Source organism: Phytoactinopolyspora alkaliphila (assembly GCF_010550695.1).
Lineage (GTDB): Bacteria > Actinomycetota > Actinomycetes > Jiangellales > Jiangellaceae > Phytoactinopolyspora > Phytoactinopolyspora alkaliphila.
Map to the genome: position 1 here is coordinate 97,924 of NZ_JAAGOB010000006.1, position 17,111 is coordinate 115,034.

Consider the following 17,111-nt stretch of genomic DNA (forward strand, 5'->3'; position numbering starts at 1 on the left):
GAGCCCCCCGGGGGGCAACCACGTCCGGGACAGCCGCGACGCGGACTGACGGTCCGCTCCCGGGTTCTCCTGGCCGTGCTCGGGGCGGCGGCGCTCGGGCTGCTCGTCGCCGGCAGTACCTCCTACCTGGTCCAGCGCGAGCGCGTCGATCAGCGCATCGACGACAATCTCGCGCAGGAGGTCGGCGAGTTCCGTGAGCTGGTCGCGGGTGGCGTCGACCCGGAGACCGGAACGCCGTTCACGTCGGTGGACCGGCTACTCATCGTGGCGCTTCAGCGCAACGTGCCTGGAGCCAACGAGGGCATGCTGGGCATCATCGACGGCGAGGTGGCGTGGCTGCCGTCGTCCGCCGTCGATCTGCGACTTCACCAGGACGCCGAGTTCCTCGCGGACGTGAACGCGCTGCCGGCCCAGGCCAGCGTCCGGGCGCGGACAGCTGACGGGAGCCTGGGCTCGTTGCGCTACGTGGCTGTACCGGTGACGGTCGGCGGGGACCCGGCCAATGGCGTGTACGTCATCGCGTACTCCAGAGATCTGGAACACGCCGAGCTCGTCGACTCGTATCGCACCTACGCCCTGGTGGCGCTGGCGTCCCTGGCGCTCATCGGCGGCGTCGCCTGGGCTGTGGTCGGCCGGTTGCTCCGCCCGCTTCGCCTGCTGCGCGAGACCGCCCAGCGGATCAGCGACACCGACCTGTCCGGCCGCATCCCGATCGATGGCCGGGACGACGTCTCCCAGATCGCGTATGCGGTCAACGCGATGCTGGACCGGCTCGAGGACGCCTTCGGCGCTCACCGGGAGGCACTCGACGACGCCGGTCACGAGCTGCGCACTCCGATCACGATCATCCGCGGTCACCTGGAGCTGATGGACGCAGGCGACCCGGCGGATGTCAGTGAGGCGCGCAGCCTGGCCCTGGACGAGCTCGACCGGATGCATCGCCTGGTGGAGGAGCTCATCACGCTGGCCAAGGCACAACGTCCGGACTTCATCCGTCCGCAGCATGTCGAACTCGGGCGGCTGGTCGACGACGTCATCGACAAGGCCCGGGGGATGGGAGAGCGGCGGTGGCGTGTGGACAGCCGGCCCGAGGCGGTCATCGAGGCCGATGAGCAGCGGCTGACCCAGGCGTTGCTCCAGTTGATCTCCAACGCGGTCTCGTTCACCGGCCCCGACGACACGGTCGCGATCGGCGCCGAGGTCCAGCTCGGGCATTCGGCCCGGATCTGGATCCGGGACTCCGGACCAGGCATAGCGCCGGAGCATGCCGACGCCGTCTTCGAGCGGTTCGCCCGGGCCGACGGTTCCGGGCGAGGCGAAGGCTCTGGGCTGGGCCTCGCCATCGTGCGCGCGATCGCCCATGCCCACAACGGTGAGGTGACGCTCGCCAGTACCGTCGGGCTCGGCAGTGTGTTCACCATCGTGCTACCCGCGGACCGGATCATCGCTGTGGAACCCGACGACACGACGGTGGAGAGCTGACCATGAACAGGATCCTCATCGCCGAGGACGAGAGCCGCATCGCGTCGTTCATCGAGAAGGGGCTGCGGGCCGAGGGGATGACCCCGACCGTGGTGTCCGATGGGCGCACGGCCTTCGACTACGCCATGACCGGCGGTTTCGACCTCCTGGTGCTCGACATCGGGCTGCCGGTGCAGGACGGCTTCTCCGTTCTCCGGCAGCTGCGGGAAGCCCGCAACGAGCTGCCGGTGATCATCCTGACTGCCCGGGACTCGATCACCGACACCGTCGCCGGGCTTTCCGGCGGCGCGGACGACTACATGGCGAAGCCGTTCCGGTTCGAGGAGCTTCTCGCCAGGATCCGGCTGAGGTTGCGCGACGAGCGGGCCCCGGAGGCCACCATCCTGCACCACGGCGGCCTGTCCCTGGACCTGCGTTCGCGCCGCGCCAAAGTCGGCGACCGCATCGTGGAACTCTCCGCTCGGGAGTTCGCGCTCGCCGAGACCTTCCTGCGCAACCCCGGTCAGGTCCTCAGCCGGGAGCAGCTGCTCAGCCGAGTCTGGGGGTACGACTTCGATCCCGGCTCTAACGTGGTCGACGTCTACGTGCGGTACCTGCGGCGCAAGCTTGGCAACGCGCGGTTCGTCACCGTGCGGGGTGTGGGGTATCGGCTGGCCGAGGACGGCGAAGATGCCGCGGACGAACCCGGCGTTCGCCCGTGATCGACACAGCAGTGGAGGCGCTTCACGGTTGTCGTGAAGCGCCCCCACCTGATGGCTGAGAGGTTCCGGCGGAAGCTGTCAGTCGGCGGAGTCGGCGCTGTCGGCCGACGCCGGGGATGCGGGGCTTTGCGGGCTGTCGGGCGTGTTGGGCGATGCCGGGCTGGCCGGGGATGCGGGGCTTTGCGGGCTGTCGGGCGTGTTGGGCGATGCCGGGCTGGCCGGGGATGCGGGGCTTTGCGGGCTGTCCGGCGTGTTGGGGGTGTTCGGGCTGTCGGCTGTCGCGTTCTTTGTCTGGGTCGCCGGCTGGTCGTCCTGAACGCCTTGGAGGATGCTGGAGACCTTCACGGTGTCCTGTGCGGCCGCGGAATCGCCGCTGACCGCGGGGATGGCCACGGCCGAGCCGGTTCCGACGCCGAGTGCGGCCAGAGCTCCCACGGCGATCCACTTCTTCCGAGCCTGCATGTTCCTTCTCCTTCGTCGGCCGACGCCTTGTACGAGGCGCGCGGGTTGTTCGTGCTTACTGTTGAATCTTCGCCGCCGTGGATGAGGTGACGAGTAGAGCCGGATGAGAGGCTTCTCAGAAAGGCGAGGCGCCGGTGTCGGCGCAGGTCAGCCACCGCTCGGCCAGGTCGATCCGGTGGCGGGTGGCTTGCTCCCAGCCGGGTTCCTGGGCGCGGAACGGCCCGGGCGCGAGCGAGAGCACCACAGCGGCGGCGCGGACGCGCAGCTCGAACCGGTCCGCGCTCCGGTCGAAGGCCTCGATCCAGCTCGCGCCGGCCTGCCGCACGCCGTCGCTCCTCGCTGGATCCATCACCGCCAGAACGGAGAGGTGGGCCAGCATGCAGGCGAGGTCATCGGCGCGGCTGCCCGGACCTACCGTGTCGATGTCGAGCATCCCGGCCACGCGCCCATCAGCGACCGTCAGCTGCGCTTCGTAGAAGTCGCCATGAGTGGGATCGTCGGCGTCCTCATAGAGGCTCAGCGTGTGATCGATCTGGGTGGCCAGCGTCCGGACCCGGTCCGCGTCCGCCGGCAACGCGGACGCGACGACGCCGGCATAGTGCGAGGCGTGTGCAGCCCAAGGCTGGCGCCGCGGCAGCGTGCGCACGTCGGCGGGCAGGCGGTCGAGCAGCCGCACGAGTTCTTCCGGGGGGCACGCCTGCACCCCGCGACTGTCGAGGGCAGCCCGCAGGGGCGTGCCGCGAAGCTCACTGAGAACCAGCACGCCGTCGCTGCTCCAGCCCAGGCACGTCGGTATCGGCAAGTCTGCCTCCGCCAGCATCGAGTGCCGCTGGTGCAGGTCTGCGGCCTGCTTCGGCCGCAGCACCTTGGCGTAGACGACCTCCTCGCCGGTGTCGATCTGCACGACGGCTCGCTTGCGAGGTCGATACGAGACCACTCGTAGTGCGGGCGCGGCCGCGTCGATACCCATCCGGCGGAGAAGCTCGGCGGCGCTCTCCGCGAAGCAGGCGGCGGGAAGAGCCGGCAGCTCCGGGTCGAAGGGGAAGCGCCACACCTCGACCTGCCGGTCGCCGTCGGTGACGACGAGCCTGCCCGGTTCTGCGCCGGCCGCGGGCGGTGAGTCTGTAGCCGCGGACGCGGCGGACACCGACGCGGCCACCGTCTCCACGCGTTCGGCGTCGGGCCATGCGACCCGGGCGACGTAGGACGTCGTCGTCCGCCGGCCCGGGCGGTGGTCCACGTCGCGCAGCGCCCAGTCCAGGACGGTGGCTCCGGCCGGGGCGAAGGCGGCGGCCAGGAGGTCTTGCACGCCCGGGCCCGTGAGCAGGTCCAGATCAGGGTCGGAAGACCGTCCGGCAGACATGCGAGCCATTCTGCCCGCGCCCGATGACACACCCGATGAGCGGGAGGTGAGGGTTTTCTCATCGAGCCGCCGCGCCGGCCGCCGGGTGGAGGAGGCAGGATAGGCGCATGTCTGAGAACAGCGCTGCCGACGTGATCCGTTCGATCGCCGACGAGTACTGGGAGACCATGATGCGCAGCTCCCCGCTGATCGCGTCGTTCTTCGGGGACCATCGGTTCGACGATCAGTCAGACGACGTGTCCGCCCAAGCCGAGCAGCGGCATCGGCAGCTCTGGGCTGAGCTGCGAGAGCGGGCCGCGGCCGTTCCGGTTGAGGAACTCGACGAGGACGCCATGGTCAACCGGGATCTCCTGATCGGCGATCTCGACGACGCGATCACGCGGGTCGACACGCGGCTCGCGGAGCTGACCTCGGACCAGATGCAGGGCATGCACGCCCAGTTCCTCATGTTGTTCGGGCAGCTCCGGGCACCGGATCCAGAGCATGCCGGCATGGCGGTGCGCCGGGTGAGCGAGCTGGCCCGGACCCTCGACCAGGCAGCCGAGCGTTACCGCGAAGGACTGGCCGCAGGCAGGCCACCGGCCCGGATCAACGTCACCCGGTCGCGTAACCAGGTGGAGAGCTATCTGGCGGCACCTATGGAGAACGATCCGTTCGTCAACCTGGCAGGGCCCACGGACTGGGACGGCGAGAGTGCCTGGCGAGCGGAACTGGCCGACGCCGTGCGTGACGTCCTGCGCCCGGCCTTCGCCCGGTACCGCGACGTCCTGGCCAACGACCTCGAACCGGCCGCTCGTTTGGACGACCAAGCCGGGCTCGCCCACCTCGCTGATGGCGACGAGATCTATCAGGCGCTGATCAAGCTGAACACCGGGTTGACGCTGACCGCGGACGAGCTGCACGAGCTGGGATTGGAGCAGGCGACCAAGTCCATCCGGGCGGAGTTCGCCGAGATCGGCGCACGCGCGTTCGGTACCTCCGACGTGCCGGAGATCTTCGACCGGCTGCTGAACGACCCCGAGATCCGCTACCGGTCCGGTGCGGAGATCGTCGAGCACGCACGGGCGTGCCTCGACAACGCCACTGCGGCGATGGGTGACTGGTTCGGCATCCTGCCGCAAGCGCCGTGCCGGCTGACACCGGTGCCGGACTACCTGGCCGCGGACGTGCCGCCCGCGTATTACACGCCGCCGGCTCCGGACGGCAGCCGGCCGGGCGAGTACCACGTGAACCTCCACCAGCCCACCGAACGGGGCCGCCACCAGACCGCGTCCATCGCCTACCACGAGGCCATTCCGGGTCATCACCTTCAGCTCGCGATCGCTTCGGAGCGCGCCGACCTTCCGGCGTTCCGCCGGATGAGCATGGGCCAGACCGCCTACATCGAGGGATGGGGCCTGTACGCCGAGCGTCTCGCCGTCGAGATGGGGCTGTACGACGACGACCTGGACCTGCTGGGGATGCTGGCCTCGGATGTGTGGCGGGCATGCCGCCTGGTGGTGGACACCGGCCTGCACGCCCGCGGATGGACTCGGCAGCAGGCGATCGACTTCATGATCGAGCACGCGCCCCTGGATCTGGACACCATCAAGGTGGAGGTCGACCGCTACATCGGGATGCCGGGTCAGGCGCTCGCCTACAAGGTCGGCCAGCGCGAGATCCTCGACCAGCGAGCTCAGGCGATGGCCGCACTGGGATCCCGGTTCGACATCAAGGGCTTTCACGACGTCGTGCTCGGGGCGGCGAGCGTCAGCCTGCCGGTTCTGCGTCGCCGGGTGTCCACCTGGATCGCCGCGCACGACTGACGGCGGGTCAGCGGCTGCCGGCCCTTGCTACAGTGATGCCATGTCCGATCGGATGTTGATCCGCGCCCGCACCGGCTCCGCCCGGGCGCGAGTATCCGTGCGCCGCTGAGCGCCGCCTCCGATTCTTTCGACCTCGTCTCCGCGCGCCACGTGCGCGCCGACCACTGTGTACAAGTGGAGCCACCCATGCCACAACAGATGCCGGACAAACCGACCCTTGACGGACTCGAGCGCACCTGGTCGCGCCAGTGGGAGGAGCAGGGGACCCACCGGTTCGACCAATCCGCGCCGCGCGAGCGCGTCTACTCGATCGACACGCCCCCGCCGACCGTGTCCGGAGACCTGCACGTCGGGCACGTGTTCTCCTACACGCACACCGACATCGTCGCCCGCTACCAGCGGATGCGCGGCCACGCCGTGTTCTATCCGATGGGCTGGGACGACAACGGCCTGCCCACCGAGCGCAGGGTGCAGAACTTCTACGGCGTCCGGTGCGACCCGTCCGTGCCGTACGATCCAGGTTTCGCGCCACCCGCGAAGCCGCCGAAGCAGCAGCTGCCGATCTCGCGGAAGAACTTCATCGAGCTGTGCGAGCAGCTGACCGCTCGCGACGAGCGGGCCTACGAGGACCTGTGGCGGAGGCTCGGGCTGTCGGTCGACTGGTCGCTGACGTACTCCACCATCGGCTGGACCGCGCGGATCGCATCCCAGCGGGCCTTCCTGCGGAACCTGGCGCGTGGCGAGGCGTACCAGGCGGAGGCGCCGACGCTGTGGGACGTCACATTCCAGACCGCGGTGGCACAGGCCGAGCTGGTGGACCACGAAAGACCCGGAGCGTTCCACCAGCTCGTCTTCGACGGCGCTGATGGAGCGATCCGGATCGACACGACCCGCCCCGAACTGCTGCCCGCGTGCGTGGCGCTCGTCGTCCATCCCGACGACTCCCGTCATGCCGGACTAATCGGCAGCACGGCCGGGACGCCCCTGTTCGGAGTCCGGGTACCCGTGCTCGGGCACCGGCTCGCCGATCCCGGCAAGGGAACCGGCATCGCCATGGTCTGCACCTTCGGTGATGTCAACGATGTCACCTGGTGGCGGGAGCTCGACCTTCCGGTCCGGGCCGTGATCGGCCGCGACGGGCGGTTCCTGACGGACGCTCCCGATGGTGTGCCCGCACAGCCCTTCGCCGAGCTCGCCGGGCTGAGTGTCAGCCAGGCACGTCGTCGTGTCGTCGAGCTGCTGGGCGAGGCCGGGCGCCTGGTCGGGGAGCCCCGGCCCGTCCTGCACGCGGTGAAATTCTACGAGAAGGGGGACCGGCCGCTGGAGATTGTCACCAGCCGGCAGTGGTACATCCGCAACGGCGGCCGGGACACGGGCTTGCGGGCGGAGTTGCTGGACCGGGGACGGGAACTGGCGTGGGTGCCTGACCACATGCGGCATCGGTACGAGCACTGGGTGGACGGGCTGAACGGCGACTGGCTGATCAGCCGGCAACGCTTCTTCGGGGTGCCGGTCCCGGTGTGGTACCCGCTCGACGACGCCGGCCTCCCGAGGTACGACGCCGCCCTGCTGCCGGACGAGAAAGACCTGCCCGTGGACCCGGCGTCGGACGTTCCCTCCGGTTACGAGGAGGCGCAGCGGGATCGCCCCGGCGGGTTCACCGGTGACCCCGACGTGATGGACACGTGGGCGACGTCGTCGCTGTCGGCGCAGATCGTGTGCGGCTGGGAACGGGATGCCGACCTGTTCGCCCGGACCTTCCCGATGGATCTGCATGCCCAGGCGCACGAGATCATCCGCACCTGGCTGTTCTCGTCGGTGCTCCGGACCCACCTGGAACACGGGTCACTGCCGTGGAGACGGGTCGCCATCTCGGGGTTCGTCGTCGATCCCGACCGGAAGAAGATGGGTAAGTCCACGGGTAACGCCACCACGCCCGTCGGCGTGCTGGAACGCTTCGGCGCCGACGCCGTCCGGTGGCGGGCCGCCGGCGCGCGGCCCGGGCGGGACACACCGTTCGACGAGGCGCAGATGAAGGTCGGCCGGCGCCTGGCGACCAAGATCCTTAACGTGAGCCGGTTCGTGCTCCGTCTCGGCGCGGCCGACGAGGGTAGCGACGTCACCGAAGACCTGGACGCCTCGATGCTCGCGTCTCTGGCCGGCGTGGTGCGCAAGGCGACCGATGCCATGGACAACTACGACTACACCGCCTCGCTCGAGGTCACCGAACGCTTCTTCTGGGCGTTCTGCGATGATTTTGTGGAGCTCGTGAAGGATCGTGCCTACGGCCGCGACGACGGGTCCGGGGCTTCGGCGCGGGCGACGGCTTCCGCGCGGCTGGCCTTGCGCCGGGCGCTCGATGTCCAGGTGAGGTTGTTCGCGCCGATCCTTCCCTTCGTCACCGAGGAGGTCTGGTCGTGGTGGCGGGAGGGATCGGTGCATCGGGCGGACTGGCCCCGCGCGGAGGACATCGTTTCGCAACCCGGCGATGCCCGACTGTTCGCTCTGACCCGATCCGCACTGTCCGGCATCCGGAGCCTCAAGCACGATCGGCTCCTGTCCCTGGGCGCACCTCTGGACCGGGCCGTCGTCGTCACGTCTCCGGCGGACCGGGAGCTGCTGCTCAGGACCCACGCCGATCTGGTCGCCGCGGGCCGGGTGGGCGAGCTGGCGATCTTCGGCGAACCGGGTACGAGCGAGGTCACCGTGTCCGGCTGAGGAAGTGCTGTGCCCTGACCGGCACGCGTGCCAGGCGGGCGCTAATCTAGTCGTCTACGCCCCACACTTGGGGGCAGTTCGGTGGAAGGAGTTGTGTCCGAAGTGTCGGACGCTTCAAGTCGCAAGCCCAGCTCATCCTGGTCTGCTGAACCTTCACAGCACGGGGGCCGCGAATGAACGCGGCCCTGGGTATTCTCGCGGTGTTCGTGCTGACCTTCGGCACCGCCTACTTCGTCGCTCAGGAGTTCGCCTACGTCTCGGCGGACCGGATCGAGCTTTCCCGGCAGGCTGCCTCCGGCGATAAACGCGCTGCTTCGGCGGTGCGGGTCATGGAGCGGCTGTCGTTCATGCTGTCCGCCGCTCAGGTCGGCATCACCGTGACGGCGCTGATCGTCGGATTCATCGCCGAACCGGCCTTCGCCACGGTGCTCCGGCCGCTGCTGGAGTGGCTCGGCGTGCCGGAGGCCGCGATGTCCGGTGTGGTCATCGGTGTCGCGTTCATCCTGGCCACGGTCATCCAGATGGTCCTGGGAGAGCTGTTCCCGAAGAACCTCGCGTTGGCCAAGGCCGAGGTCCTGGCCAAGGCGCTGGCACCGTCGACGCACATCTACCTGGCTGTCGGAGGGCCGATCGTCCGGCTGTTCGACAATTCCGCCAACCGGCTTCTCCGGTGGGTGGGCATCGAGCCGGTGGAGGAGCTTCACCACGGCGCCACCCTCGAGGAACTCGGCCACATCATCGGTGAGGCCCAGGAACAGGGCTCGCTGTCACCGCAGCTGTCCGACGTCCTCGGCCGGGCGCTCGGATTCACCGAGCACACTGCCGGAGAGGCCATGGTCCCGCGTCCCGACGTGGTCAGTGTCCAGGCGTCGGAGCCGGTGGACGCGGTGATCGCGTTGATCCGGGAGCGGGGGCACTCCCACTACCCGGTGATCGGGGCCACCACGGATGACGTCGTCGGCGTGGTGGGGGTCCGTGAGCTGATGCGCCTTCCCGCGCACATGGTCGCGAACTCCACGGCCGGGGACATCGCCCGGCTGCCGCTCTTGGTCCCGGACAGTTTGGCCCTGCTCCCACTGGTCAGCCGGATGCAGGAACGCGACGACGAGTTCGCTTGTGTCGTGGACGAGTACGGCGGCCTGGCCGGAATCATCACCCTGGAAGACATTGCGGAGGAACTGGTCGGCGAGATCGAGGACGAGACGGACCAGGAGGGAGAACCTGTGGCTCTCGTCGACGGATGGTGGGAGTTCGACGCCGGTCTCCGTGTCGACGAGGCCGCCGCCTACACCGGCGTGGAGCTGCCCGAGTCCGAGGACTACGACACGGTGGCGGGTCTCATCGTGGCCGAGCTCGGCCGGCTGGCCGAGCCGGGGGACACACTGACGATCGAGCTGCCAGAGTCCGGCGATGACGAGGCGAGGCTCCACATCGAGGTCGTCACCGTCGAGCGGCGGGTGCCCGAGCGAGTCCGGGTCCGCCTGGCCGTGGAGGTGCAGCAATGAGCCCGACGACGGCCATGCTCCTCACCGGCCTGCTGTTCGTGGCCAGCGCGTTCTTCGTGGCCGCCGAGTTCGCTCTGGTAGGCGCGGCCCGGCATCGGCTCGAGCAAGCCGTGGCGGACCGCAAGCGCGGTGCGCAGTCTGCTCTGCGCGGAGTAAAGGAGCTTTCGCTCATGCTGGCCGGTGCCCAGCTCGGCATCACCATGGTGATGATCGGGTTGGGCATGGTGAGCGAGCCGGCCCTGCACCACGTGCTCGAGCCTCCGCTGTCCGCACTCGGCCTGCCGATGGCGGTGGCCGACGTTGTCGCCCTGATCATCGCGCTGGCCATCGTGACGTTCCTGCACGTCGTCGTCGGAGAGATGGCGCCGAAGTCGTGGGCGATCGCCCACCCGGAACGCTCGGCCATGCTGCTGGCGCCGCCGTTCCGGGCGTACACCTGGGTGGTGCGGTGGCTGCTGATCGCGCTCAACTGGATCACAAATGTGTTGGTCCGGCTGGTCCGCGTGCAGCCCAGGGACGAGATCGTCACCGTGCGCAACCGGGAGCAGATCCACCAGCTGGTGTCCGAGTCGCGGCGGCTCGGCTTGATCCGCGCCGACGACCACGGCCTGCTGACCAGAGCGCTCGGGGCCCCTGGCGCGGCCGTGGGCAAGGTGATGGTGCCGCTGGAGCGTGTCGTCGGGGTCGACGCGGACGCCGGACCGCAGGAGGTTCTGGACGTGGCGTCCGCTCATCGGCGCACCCGGCTGGTCGTCCGTGACGACGACGGCGCGATCATCGGTGCGGTGCACGCTCGGGAGGCGCTGGCTGGGCGCGGCCTGGAGGGATCGTGGACCGCTGGTGAGATGGCACGGCCGATCGCCTCGGTCAGCGTCGACGCCGACCTGGCGACGGCAGCGGACATCCTCCGGCGAAACCGGGCGCAGCTTGGGGTCGTCGCGGACGCCGACTCCCGCGTGGTGGGCCTGGTGACCATGGACGATCTGGTGACGAACATCCTCGTCAGCGGATCGGCGATGGCATGACTCACCGTTGGGTCGGCTTCCTCACCGACTACGGCTACCGGGACGGCTTCGTCGCCGCATGCCATGGCGTGATCGCTCGGATCGCTCCTGATGTCAGGGTGATCGACGTGACCCACGCGGTGCCGGCGCAGGATGTCCGGCACGGCGCCGTGGTGCTCGCCCAAACCGTTCCGTACCTGCCGCCCGGCGTGGTCGTGGGGGTGGTGGACCCGGGGGTGGGCTCGGCGCGCCGGGGCATCGCGCTGACAGCCGGCGAGTACACGTTCGTCGGCCCGGACAATGGGCTGCTCGGCTGGGCCGCGGACGCCGTCGGTGGTGCGGCGTCCGTGGTCGAGCTCGCCTCCCCCGAGTACCGGCTGAGTAGCCGCGCCGCCACGTTCCACGGACGTGACGTATTCGCGCCCGCGGCCGCCCACATCGCTGCGGGGGTGCCGGTGAGCGAGCTGGGACCCGCCGTGCCGGTCGACACGGTGATCCGGCTCCCGGACCCGCTGAGCCGGGTACGGGACGGCGTGGTGGAGACGGAGGCGCACCTGATCGACCACTTCGGCAACGTCACCCTGGCGGCCCGCGGTGATGTGCTCATGACAGCCGGGATCTCCGCTGGGGACAGGGTGCAGGTGTCCGCCGGCGCGTCCGGCAGCGACACGGGCGACGAGGCAGCGGACGACGTCAGGGTCCGGCGCGTGGACATGGTGGTCGGCCGCATCTTCGCCGACGTAGGGGTCGGCGAGCTCGTCCTGTACGTCGACTCGCATGGCTACCTGGCGATCGCGGTCAACCAGGATAGTGCTGCCGGTGAGCTGCGGCTGCATCCCGGTGATCCCGTCACGGTCAGGAGGGCGTCGTCGTCGTCCTGACGTGCAGGGCCGCGTAGATCCGGTCGCGCAGAGCATTCGCCTCCCGGCCGGTGAGCGTCCGGTCCACGGGGCGCAACACGAGCCGGATGAGTACGTTCACCTGACCAGGAACGATGCCCAGACGATCCCGCGCGGGGGAAGGAAGGTCGTCGTACGGGGTCGACGAGACGATGCTGAGCTCCTCGACCAGGTCGGCGTCCGCGCCCAGGGAGTCGCGGATCCGGTCGCCGAGCACCTCGGCGTCCGCGCCGGGATCGGTGGCGATCGAGATGTCCCGCAGCGCCGGCGGCAGGCCGGACACCGGGTGATACGGCTCCAGATCGAGCATCTGATCGGCGATGCGCGGATCGGCAGAACGGAGCAGCCGGATGTCCGGGATGTCCTTGCGGAGCATGAGCATCCGGTCCAGGCCCATGCCGAGGGCCAGCCCACTCCAGGCGGAGGGATCCAGGCCCGCGTCCTTCAGCACGTTCGGGGCTGCCAGGCCGCATTCGGCGATCTCGACCGGCTCCCCACGGTCGATGGCGTCCACCTGGCGGCCGCCCACGGTATAGGGGTGGTCAGCGCTCGTCCACCGCCAATGCGCGCCGGGCAGCAGCGCCGCGGCCAGGGCGCTGACCATGTCGTGCAGATCGTCGTGGTTCAGGCGCCGCCCACCGCGGCGCAGCAGCCACAGGTCGAGCTGGTGCGGCGTGCCCGTGTGCAGCCGGTCGATGGAGTCGCGCCGGTGGCAGATGCCGGGGAGCACCAGCAAAGCCTGATCCACCGGGGACGCGGCCAGCCGGCGAAGCGCGGGCGGAATGCCGGCGGACGTGTGGCTACGCAGCATGGTGGTGTCGCTGACGTACCGGGTGTACCGCGCGTCGCGGGCGATGGCACCGGGCGCGTATCCGAGCCGGTCATAGTTGTCCTCGAGGCTGACGACAGGGCGGGAGCGTTCGACGCAGATCTCGGCGTTCCACAGTGCGGCGAGTGCGCAGGACGCGTCGTCGACGAGCATCTGGAGCGCGTGCGGTCCGTCAGCGGGATCGGTCAGATCCCGGACCGACAGCGCCTCGATCAAACTCGGGAGGGGCAGCAGGCGCGGATGGATGCCGGACTGGCCGGCGGCGGAACGGCGGATAGGGGTATGTGCGGTGGAACCAGTCATGATCAGACCCATTTCACGGAACGAGACGGCGGAGGGATGGAGCCTCCCCCGGGCGGCGGGGTCCGCGAAGGGTGATCGCCTCAGACGCGCGAGCCCTCCGGACGGCGGACCTTCGCCGACCGGGGGCACATAAACAGGCGCTGAGCGGGCATGTCATGGATAGTAGCTGCTGCCGGCAGCCACGTCCACGTCGGCCGGGCAGTGACATGCCAGGACCGCCGCCGTGGCAAGCTGACGGCTATGCTCAACCGCGGTGTTGTCCTCATCTCCGGCATCATGGCCTCCGGCAAGTCGACCGTCGCCGACCTGCTGGCACGCCGCCTTCCGCGGGCGGCGCACGTCCGTGGCGACGTCTTCCGCCGCTTGATCGTCACCGGCGGCGTGCCACCGGCACCCGGGGACGATGAGGGCCTCGAGCAGCTGTGGCTGCGGTACCGGATCACGGCCGGAGTGGCCGATAAGTACGCCGAGGCCGGGTTCACCGCTGTGGTGCAGGACGTGGTGCTCGGTCCAGTGCTCGCCGACTACACCACCTGGATCCAGGCCAGGCCGCTGTACGTGGTGGTGCTCGCACCTCGTGCCGACGTGGTGGCGCGGCGTGAGTCGGACCGCGCCAAGACCGGATACGGCGACTGGACGGTCAGGGATCTGGATACGAGTCTGCGTGAGGAGACTCCGCGCCTCGGCCTGTGGCTGGACACGTCGGATCAGACGCCCGAGGAGACCGTCGACGAGATACTCGCACGTATCGACGAGGCGGCGGTGTGACGAGGCCGCGGTGTGACGAGAGTGAGTCCGCGGAGACGTCCCGTCAGGCCTGGGTGGTCTCGCCGATGAGCCCGCGCTGATAGGCGACGGCGACGGCTTCGGTGCGGCTCGCGGCACCCAGCTTGGCCATCACCCGGGACAGGTGCACGCTCACCGTCTTCTCGCTGATGAACAGTTCCTCACCGGCCTGCCGGTTGGTCAGGCCGCGCGCCACCAGCGCGAGCACCGACTTCTCCCGTGGCGTCAACACCTGGACCGACGAGGTGGCTGCGCCGGGCAGTGCGATCCGCGCGCGCCGGCCGAGGGAGCGCACCGCCTCGGCCAGCGGCTTGGCGCCGAGCCGCTCAGCCACGGAGAGAGCCTCGGCCAGCTGGACGGCTGCGTCGTCGCGCCGGCCGGTGCTGGCGAACACCTCGGCCAGCCGCCACCGGGCGATGGCCTGCTGGTACACGTCACCGTAGCCGAAGGCGTCGATGACGGCCTGCCACGGCTCGGGTTTCTGTGCCCCGATCAGGCGGCTGTGTTCCGCTTCTGCCCGCAGTACCCAGGCCTGGCCCTCGGGGCCGAGTGTGGCTCCCCGGGGCGTACCTCGCTCCGCGGTCTCCTGGGCGAGCCGGAGCCGCGCGTCGCCGTCGGCGACGGCACGTTCGAGGACCGCGGCGTCGGCCGCCCGCGGGCCGTGGCCGATGAGATCGGCATCGGCGGCGACGCCTAGAACCGCCAGCCGGATCCCGCCCATTGGCCAGCGTTCGCCCGAGCACGTGCGCACCGCCTCCAGGGCGTCGTCGACCACCGTGATCGCGGACTCGGGACGGCCTTGCCAGCACGCGAGCTCGGCGCCGGCGATACCGGCCAGGAGGGCGATCTGTTCGTCTTCGGTGCGGTACCACTCCTGCCGGATCTCGGCGAGGTCGTGCTCGGCGGCTTCGAACTGCCCGCGGCTCACCTTGATGATCGCTCCGGTAGCGGTCAGCGTCGCGGCGATCACGTCGGAGACCTTCTCGCCCGGAGGCGCCGCGGCGTCGGCGGCCGCGTCCCAGTCGCCGCGCGCATGATGAGCCAGGGCGCGCATCCAGCGGATCTGGCGTCCGTAGGGACTCCAGGTCAAGCCGACGTCGGCGGCCCGCTGTACGCCCTCGTCGGCGATGCGGGCCGCTGTGTCCAGCTGGCCCTGCTCGTAACGCGCGATGATGAGATTGAACCGAGCCCTGAGCTCGACGTCGAGCGCACCCGCCTCCATGGCGCGTTGCTGCGCCCGCTCGAGAAGGGCAGCCGACTGATCGGCGTGGTCCTCCCGGTTCTCGCAGAAGGCCAGCGAGATCAAGGCGTCGGCCTCGGCGCTGGCCGAACCCGAGGCCCGCGCGTCCTCGGCTGCCGCCTCGGCGAAGGAGCGGCGCTGTGCGTCGGCGTCTGCCACACGGGAGCGCATCGCGAGCACCCAGGCCCGTTCGACGCTCGGCGGGCTGTCCTTGATCAGATCCCAGGCTTCGCTGATGGCTTGCTCGGCGGCGGTCCACTGACCGTTGACCAGGAGTGCCTGGGTGAGCTGGCGGCGCGTGTCTGCGGAGAGGACGGGATCGTCCTGCTCATCGGCCAGCGGCACCGCGGTGCGCATGTAGGCGAGTGCGCGCTCCGGCTGGCCGGCCGAACCGGCAGCGTAGGCCGCCTGGCAGGTCAGCGCGAACTCGGTGGCGCTGGCCACCGACTCGGGATCGTCCACGGCGTCCCACAGCTCGAGAGCGCGCTCGATCTGCTGCAGTTCCGCCCCGAGCGCTCCTTTGTGCCGTGCTTCCTTCGCCGCCCGCACGGAGGCGGCCAGCGCGGTGGGAAGGTCGTTGGCGTTGAGGCTGTGGTAGGCCAGGCCCGCGGCGGGACCGCCATGGCTGGCCAGCCGGGCCGCGTAGGCCGCGTGCAGGCGGACGCGCTCACCCGGCAGGAGATCGGCATAGATCGCCTCGCGCAGCAGGGCGTGGCGGAAGGTGTACGCGTCCTCGACACCAGGCACCAGGATGTTGTGCTGCATGGCTTCGTGCAGCGCCGCCTCGAGCTCGTCACGGCCGAGATCGACCACGGCGTCGAGCGTGGGGTGGCGCACGTGGTAGCGGCCGGTGACCGAGGCCGCCCGCAGCACCCGCTGAGTGGTGGGACTGAGCTTCTCGACCCGGGCGAGCAGGACGTCGGCCAGTACGGTGGGTATGCCATCGCCGGACGTGGAGCCGGACGCGACGAGCTCCTCGGCGTAGAAGGCGTTGCCTTGGGACCGTGCGGCGACGTCGGCCGCGAGATGGTCGCTGATCTCTCCCTCGGCCAGTGTCCGGACGAAGTGTTCGGCGTCGCGCTGGGCGAACGGCTGGAGATCGAGCCGCTCTACCGCGGGAAGACGGACCAGCTCGGCCAGCAGCGCCCGCAGCGGATGCCGGCGGTGCAGGTCGTCCGAGCGGTAGCTGGCGACGATCAGGACCCGCTGCGTGCTGAGCCTGGACAAGAGGAAAGCGAGCAGATCCCGGGTCGAGGGATCACTCCAGTGCAGGTCTTCGAGCTGGACGACGAGGCAGGCGTCTTTGGTCAGCTCGGTCAGGGCGCCCAGCACGGCGTCGAAGAGCTGGAGCTGGTCGAAGTGGCGGATCTGCCCGAGGCTCCGGTCTTCACCGGCGGCGCCGGACTCGGCACCGAGCCGGGCGGGTTCCATCGGGACCGCGGCTGTCAGCGCGCCGAGAGCCGGCCATGTGGCCAGGATCTCCGGGTTTCCGGCCCGCACCTGCTCCACGACTTCGATGAACGGAAGATAGGGGAATCCGGCCTCGCCGATGTCGACGCAGCGGCCGGTGAAGACTCGCGCACCACTGGATCTGGCGACCTCAGCGATCTCGGCGAGCAGCCGGCTCTTGCCGACGCCAGCCTCGCCGGAGATCAGCACTGCCCCTGCCGTGCCGGATTCAGCCCGGCGAAGGGCGGCGCGCAGCAGCTCGACCTCCGCGTCCCGCGCGACGAGGGGGAAACGAGAACCAAGCCTAGGCACGAGGTCCATGTTCCCACGCCGGGGCGACAACGTCGCGCTTGTTCTCACGGCGGATCGCGCCGCGCGCCGTTCACGCCCGCTTGCTGGTCGCGGTGCGGTATCTCATCCAGCCTCGGCGGCGTCGCGCGTCTCGCTTGGCCGCTTCTTGCCGGTAGCTGACTTCGGCTTGGATGGAATCCATGTTCCAGTTCATCGGTGTCCCCGATCTCTCGTGACTACGTGGTGTGCTGATACCAAGAGTCGCCGTGAGGGC

At 69.8% G+C, this 17,111-nt stretch carries 12 protein-coding genes; 8 read left to right on the plus strand and 4 right to left on the minus strand.

Translation table 11 applies throughout. From position 1 onward, the window contains the following. Positions 1-75: 75 nt before the first annotated feature. Together G1H11_RS12510 and G1H11_RS12515 are read left to right on the plus strand one after the other, a co-directional pair. Entirely contained in the window at positions 76-1,482 is a 1,407-nt protein-coding gene (locus G1H11_RS12510; protein ID WP_216843703.1) for a sensor histidine kinase, read from the plus strand. Positions 1,483-1,484: 2 nt separating this feature from the next. Next, on the plus strand, positions 1,485-2,183 hold the full coding sequence (locus G1H11_RS12515; RefSeq protein ID WP_163818920.1) for a response regulator transcription factor: 699 nt from the start codon (positions 1,485-1,487) through the stop codon (positions 2,181-2,183). Positions 2,184-2,261: 78 nt separating this feature from the next. Here the strand turns inward: G1H11_RS12515 and G1H11_RS25245 are convergent, their stop codons facing one another. Continuing rightward, positions 2,262-2,645, minus strand: a complete 384-nt coding sequence (locus G1H11_RS25245) for a hypothetical protein (protein ID WP_216843704.1) — start codon at positions 2,643-2,645, stop codon at positions 2,262-2,264. A 115-nt stretch (positions 2,646-2,760) separates the two neighbouring features. Further along, positions 2,761-4,008 carry a phosphotransferase family protein gene (locus G1H11_RS12525; RefSeq protein WP_163818922.1) on the minus strand — a complete coding sequence of 416 codons (1,248 nt, stop codon included), beginning with the start codon at positions 4,006-4,008 and terminating at the stop codon, positions 2,761-2,763. Between the two features lie 107 nt (positions 4,009-4,115). Here G1H11_RS12525 and G1H11_RS12530 point away from each other — a divergent pair, with 107 nt between their 5' ends. From G1H11_RS12530 to G1H11_RS12550, 5 genes are all read left to right on the plus strand, one after another. Continuing rightward, positions 4,116-5,813: a DUF885 domain-containing protein gene (locus tag G1H11_RS12530; protein ID WP_163818923.1), complete on the plus strand. Its 1,698-nt coding sequence runs from the start codon at positions 4,116-4,118 to the stop codon at positions 5,811-5,813. A 186-nt stretch (positions 5,814-5,999) separates the two neighbouring features. After that, a complete protein-coding gene (valS, locus tag G1H11_RS12535; protein ID WP_216843705.1) occupies positions 6,000-8,531 on the plus strand; it encodes a valine--tRNA ligase in 2,532 nt (843 codons plus the stop codon). 173 nt (positions 8,532-8,704) lie between these two features. Beyond that, positions 8,705-10,036, plus strand: a complete 1,332-nt coding sequence (locus G1H11_RS12540; RefSeq protein WP_163818924.1) for a hemolysin family protein — start codon at positions 8,705-8,707, stop codon at positions 10,034-10,036. Next, the gene (locus G1H11_RS12545; protein WP_163818925.1) at positions 10,033-11,061 is read left to right on the plus strand and encodes a hemolysin family protein; all 1,029 of its coding nucleotides are present in this window, start codon (positions 10,033-10,035) and stop codon (positions 11,059-11,061) included. Before G1H11_RS12540 ends, G1H11_RS12545 begins: the two co-directional genes overlap by 4 nt. Next, positions 11,058-11,921 carry an SAM hydrolase/SAM-dependent halogenase family protein gene (locus tag G1H11_RS12550; RefSeq protein WP_163818926.1) on the plus strand — a complete coding sequence of 288 codons (864 nt, stop codon included), beginning with the start codon at positions 11,058-11,060 and terminating at the stop codon, positions 11,919-11,921. The genes G1H11_RS12545 and G1H11_RS12550 overlap by 4 nt, the downstream gene beginning before the upstream one ends. On the opposite strand, the gene srmL is transcribed toward G1H11_RS12550, so the two are convergent. Beyond that, positions 11,896-13,071 (minus strand): PheS-related mystery ligase SrmL, encoded by a 1,176-nt coding sequence (gene srmL, locus G1H11_RS12555; protein WP_163818927.1) that lies wholly within the window; start codon positions 13,069-13,071, stop codon positions 11,896-11,898. The genes G1H11_RS12550 and srmL overlap by 26 nt on opposite strands. Before the next feature lie 240 nt (positions 13,072-13,311). Here srmL and G1H11_RS12560 point away from each other — a divergent pair, with 240 nt between their 5' ends. Further along, entirely contained in the window at positions 13,312-13,839 is a 528-nt protein-coding gene (locus tag G1H11_RS12560; RefSeq protein WP_163818928.1) for a P-loop nucleotide/nucleoside kinase family protein, read from the plus strand. A 43-nt stretch (positions 13,840-13,882) separates the two neighbouring features. Here the strand turns inward: G1H11_RS12560 and G1H11_RS12565 are convergent, their stop codons facing one another. Continuing rightward, positions 13,883-16,867: a helix-turn-helix transcriptional regulator gene (locus G1H11_RS12565; RefSeq protein WP_163818929.1), complete on the minus strand. Its 2,985-nt coding sequence runs from the start codon at positions 16,865-16,867 to the stop codon at positions 13,883-13,885. Positions 16,868-17,111 lie beyond the last annotated feature (244 nt).

Coding starts and splice junctions, on each gene's coding strand:
- G1H11_RS12565 (WP_163818929.1), bottom strand. CDS start 16,867: ATGGACCTCGTGCCTAGGCTTGGTTCTCGTTTCCCCCTCGTCGCGCGG.
- G1H11_RS12560 (WP_163818928.1), top strand. CDS start 13,312: ATGCTCAACCGCGGTGTTGTCCTCATCTCCGGCATCATGGCCTCCGGC.
- G1H11_RS12530 (WP_163818923.1), top strand. CDS start 4,116: ATGTCTGAGAACAGCGCTGCCGACGTGATCCGTTCGATCGCCGACGAG.
- G1H11_RS12540 (WP_163818924.1), top strand. CDS start 8,705: ATGAACGCGGCCCTGGGTATTCTCGCGGTGTTCGTGCTGACCTTCGGC.
- G1H11_RS12545 (WP_163818925.1), top strand. CDS start 10,033: ATGAGCCCGACGACGGCCATGCTCCTCACCGGCCTGCTGTTCGTGGCC.
- G1H11_RS12550 (WP_163818926.1), top strand. CDS start 11,058: ATGACTCACCGTTGGGTCGGCTTCCTCACCGACTACGGCTACCGGGAC.
- G1H11_RS12525 (WP_163818922.1), bottom strand. CDS start 4,008: ATGTCTGCCGGACGGTCTTCCGACCCTGATCTGGACCTGCTCACGGGC.
- G1H11_RS12515 (WP_163818920.1), top strand. CDS start 1,485: ATGAACAGGATCCTCATCGCCGAGGACGAGAGCCGCATCGCGTCGTTC.
- G1H11_RS25245 (WP_216843704.1), bottom strand. CDS start 2,645: ATGCAGGCTCGGAAGAAGTGGATCGCCGTGGGAGCTCTGGCCGCACTC.
- valS (WP_216843705.1), top strand. CDS start 6,000: ATGCCACAACAGATGCCGGACAAACCGACCCTTGACGGACTCGAGCGC.
- srmL (WP_163818927.1), bottom strand. CDS start 13,071: ATGACTGGTTCCACCGCACATACCCCTATCCGCCGTTCCGCCGCCGGC.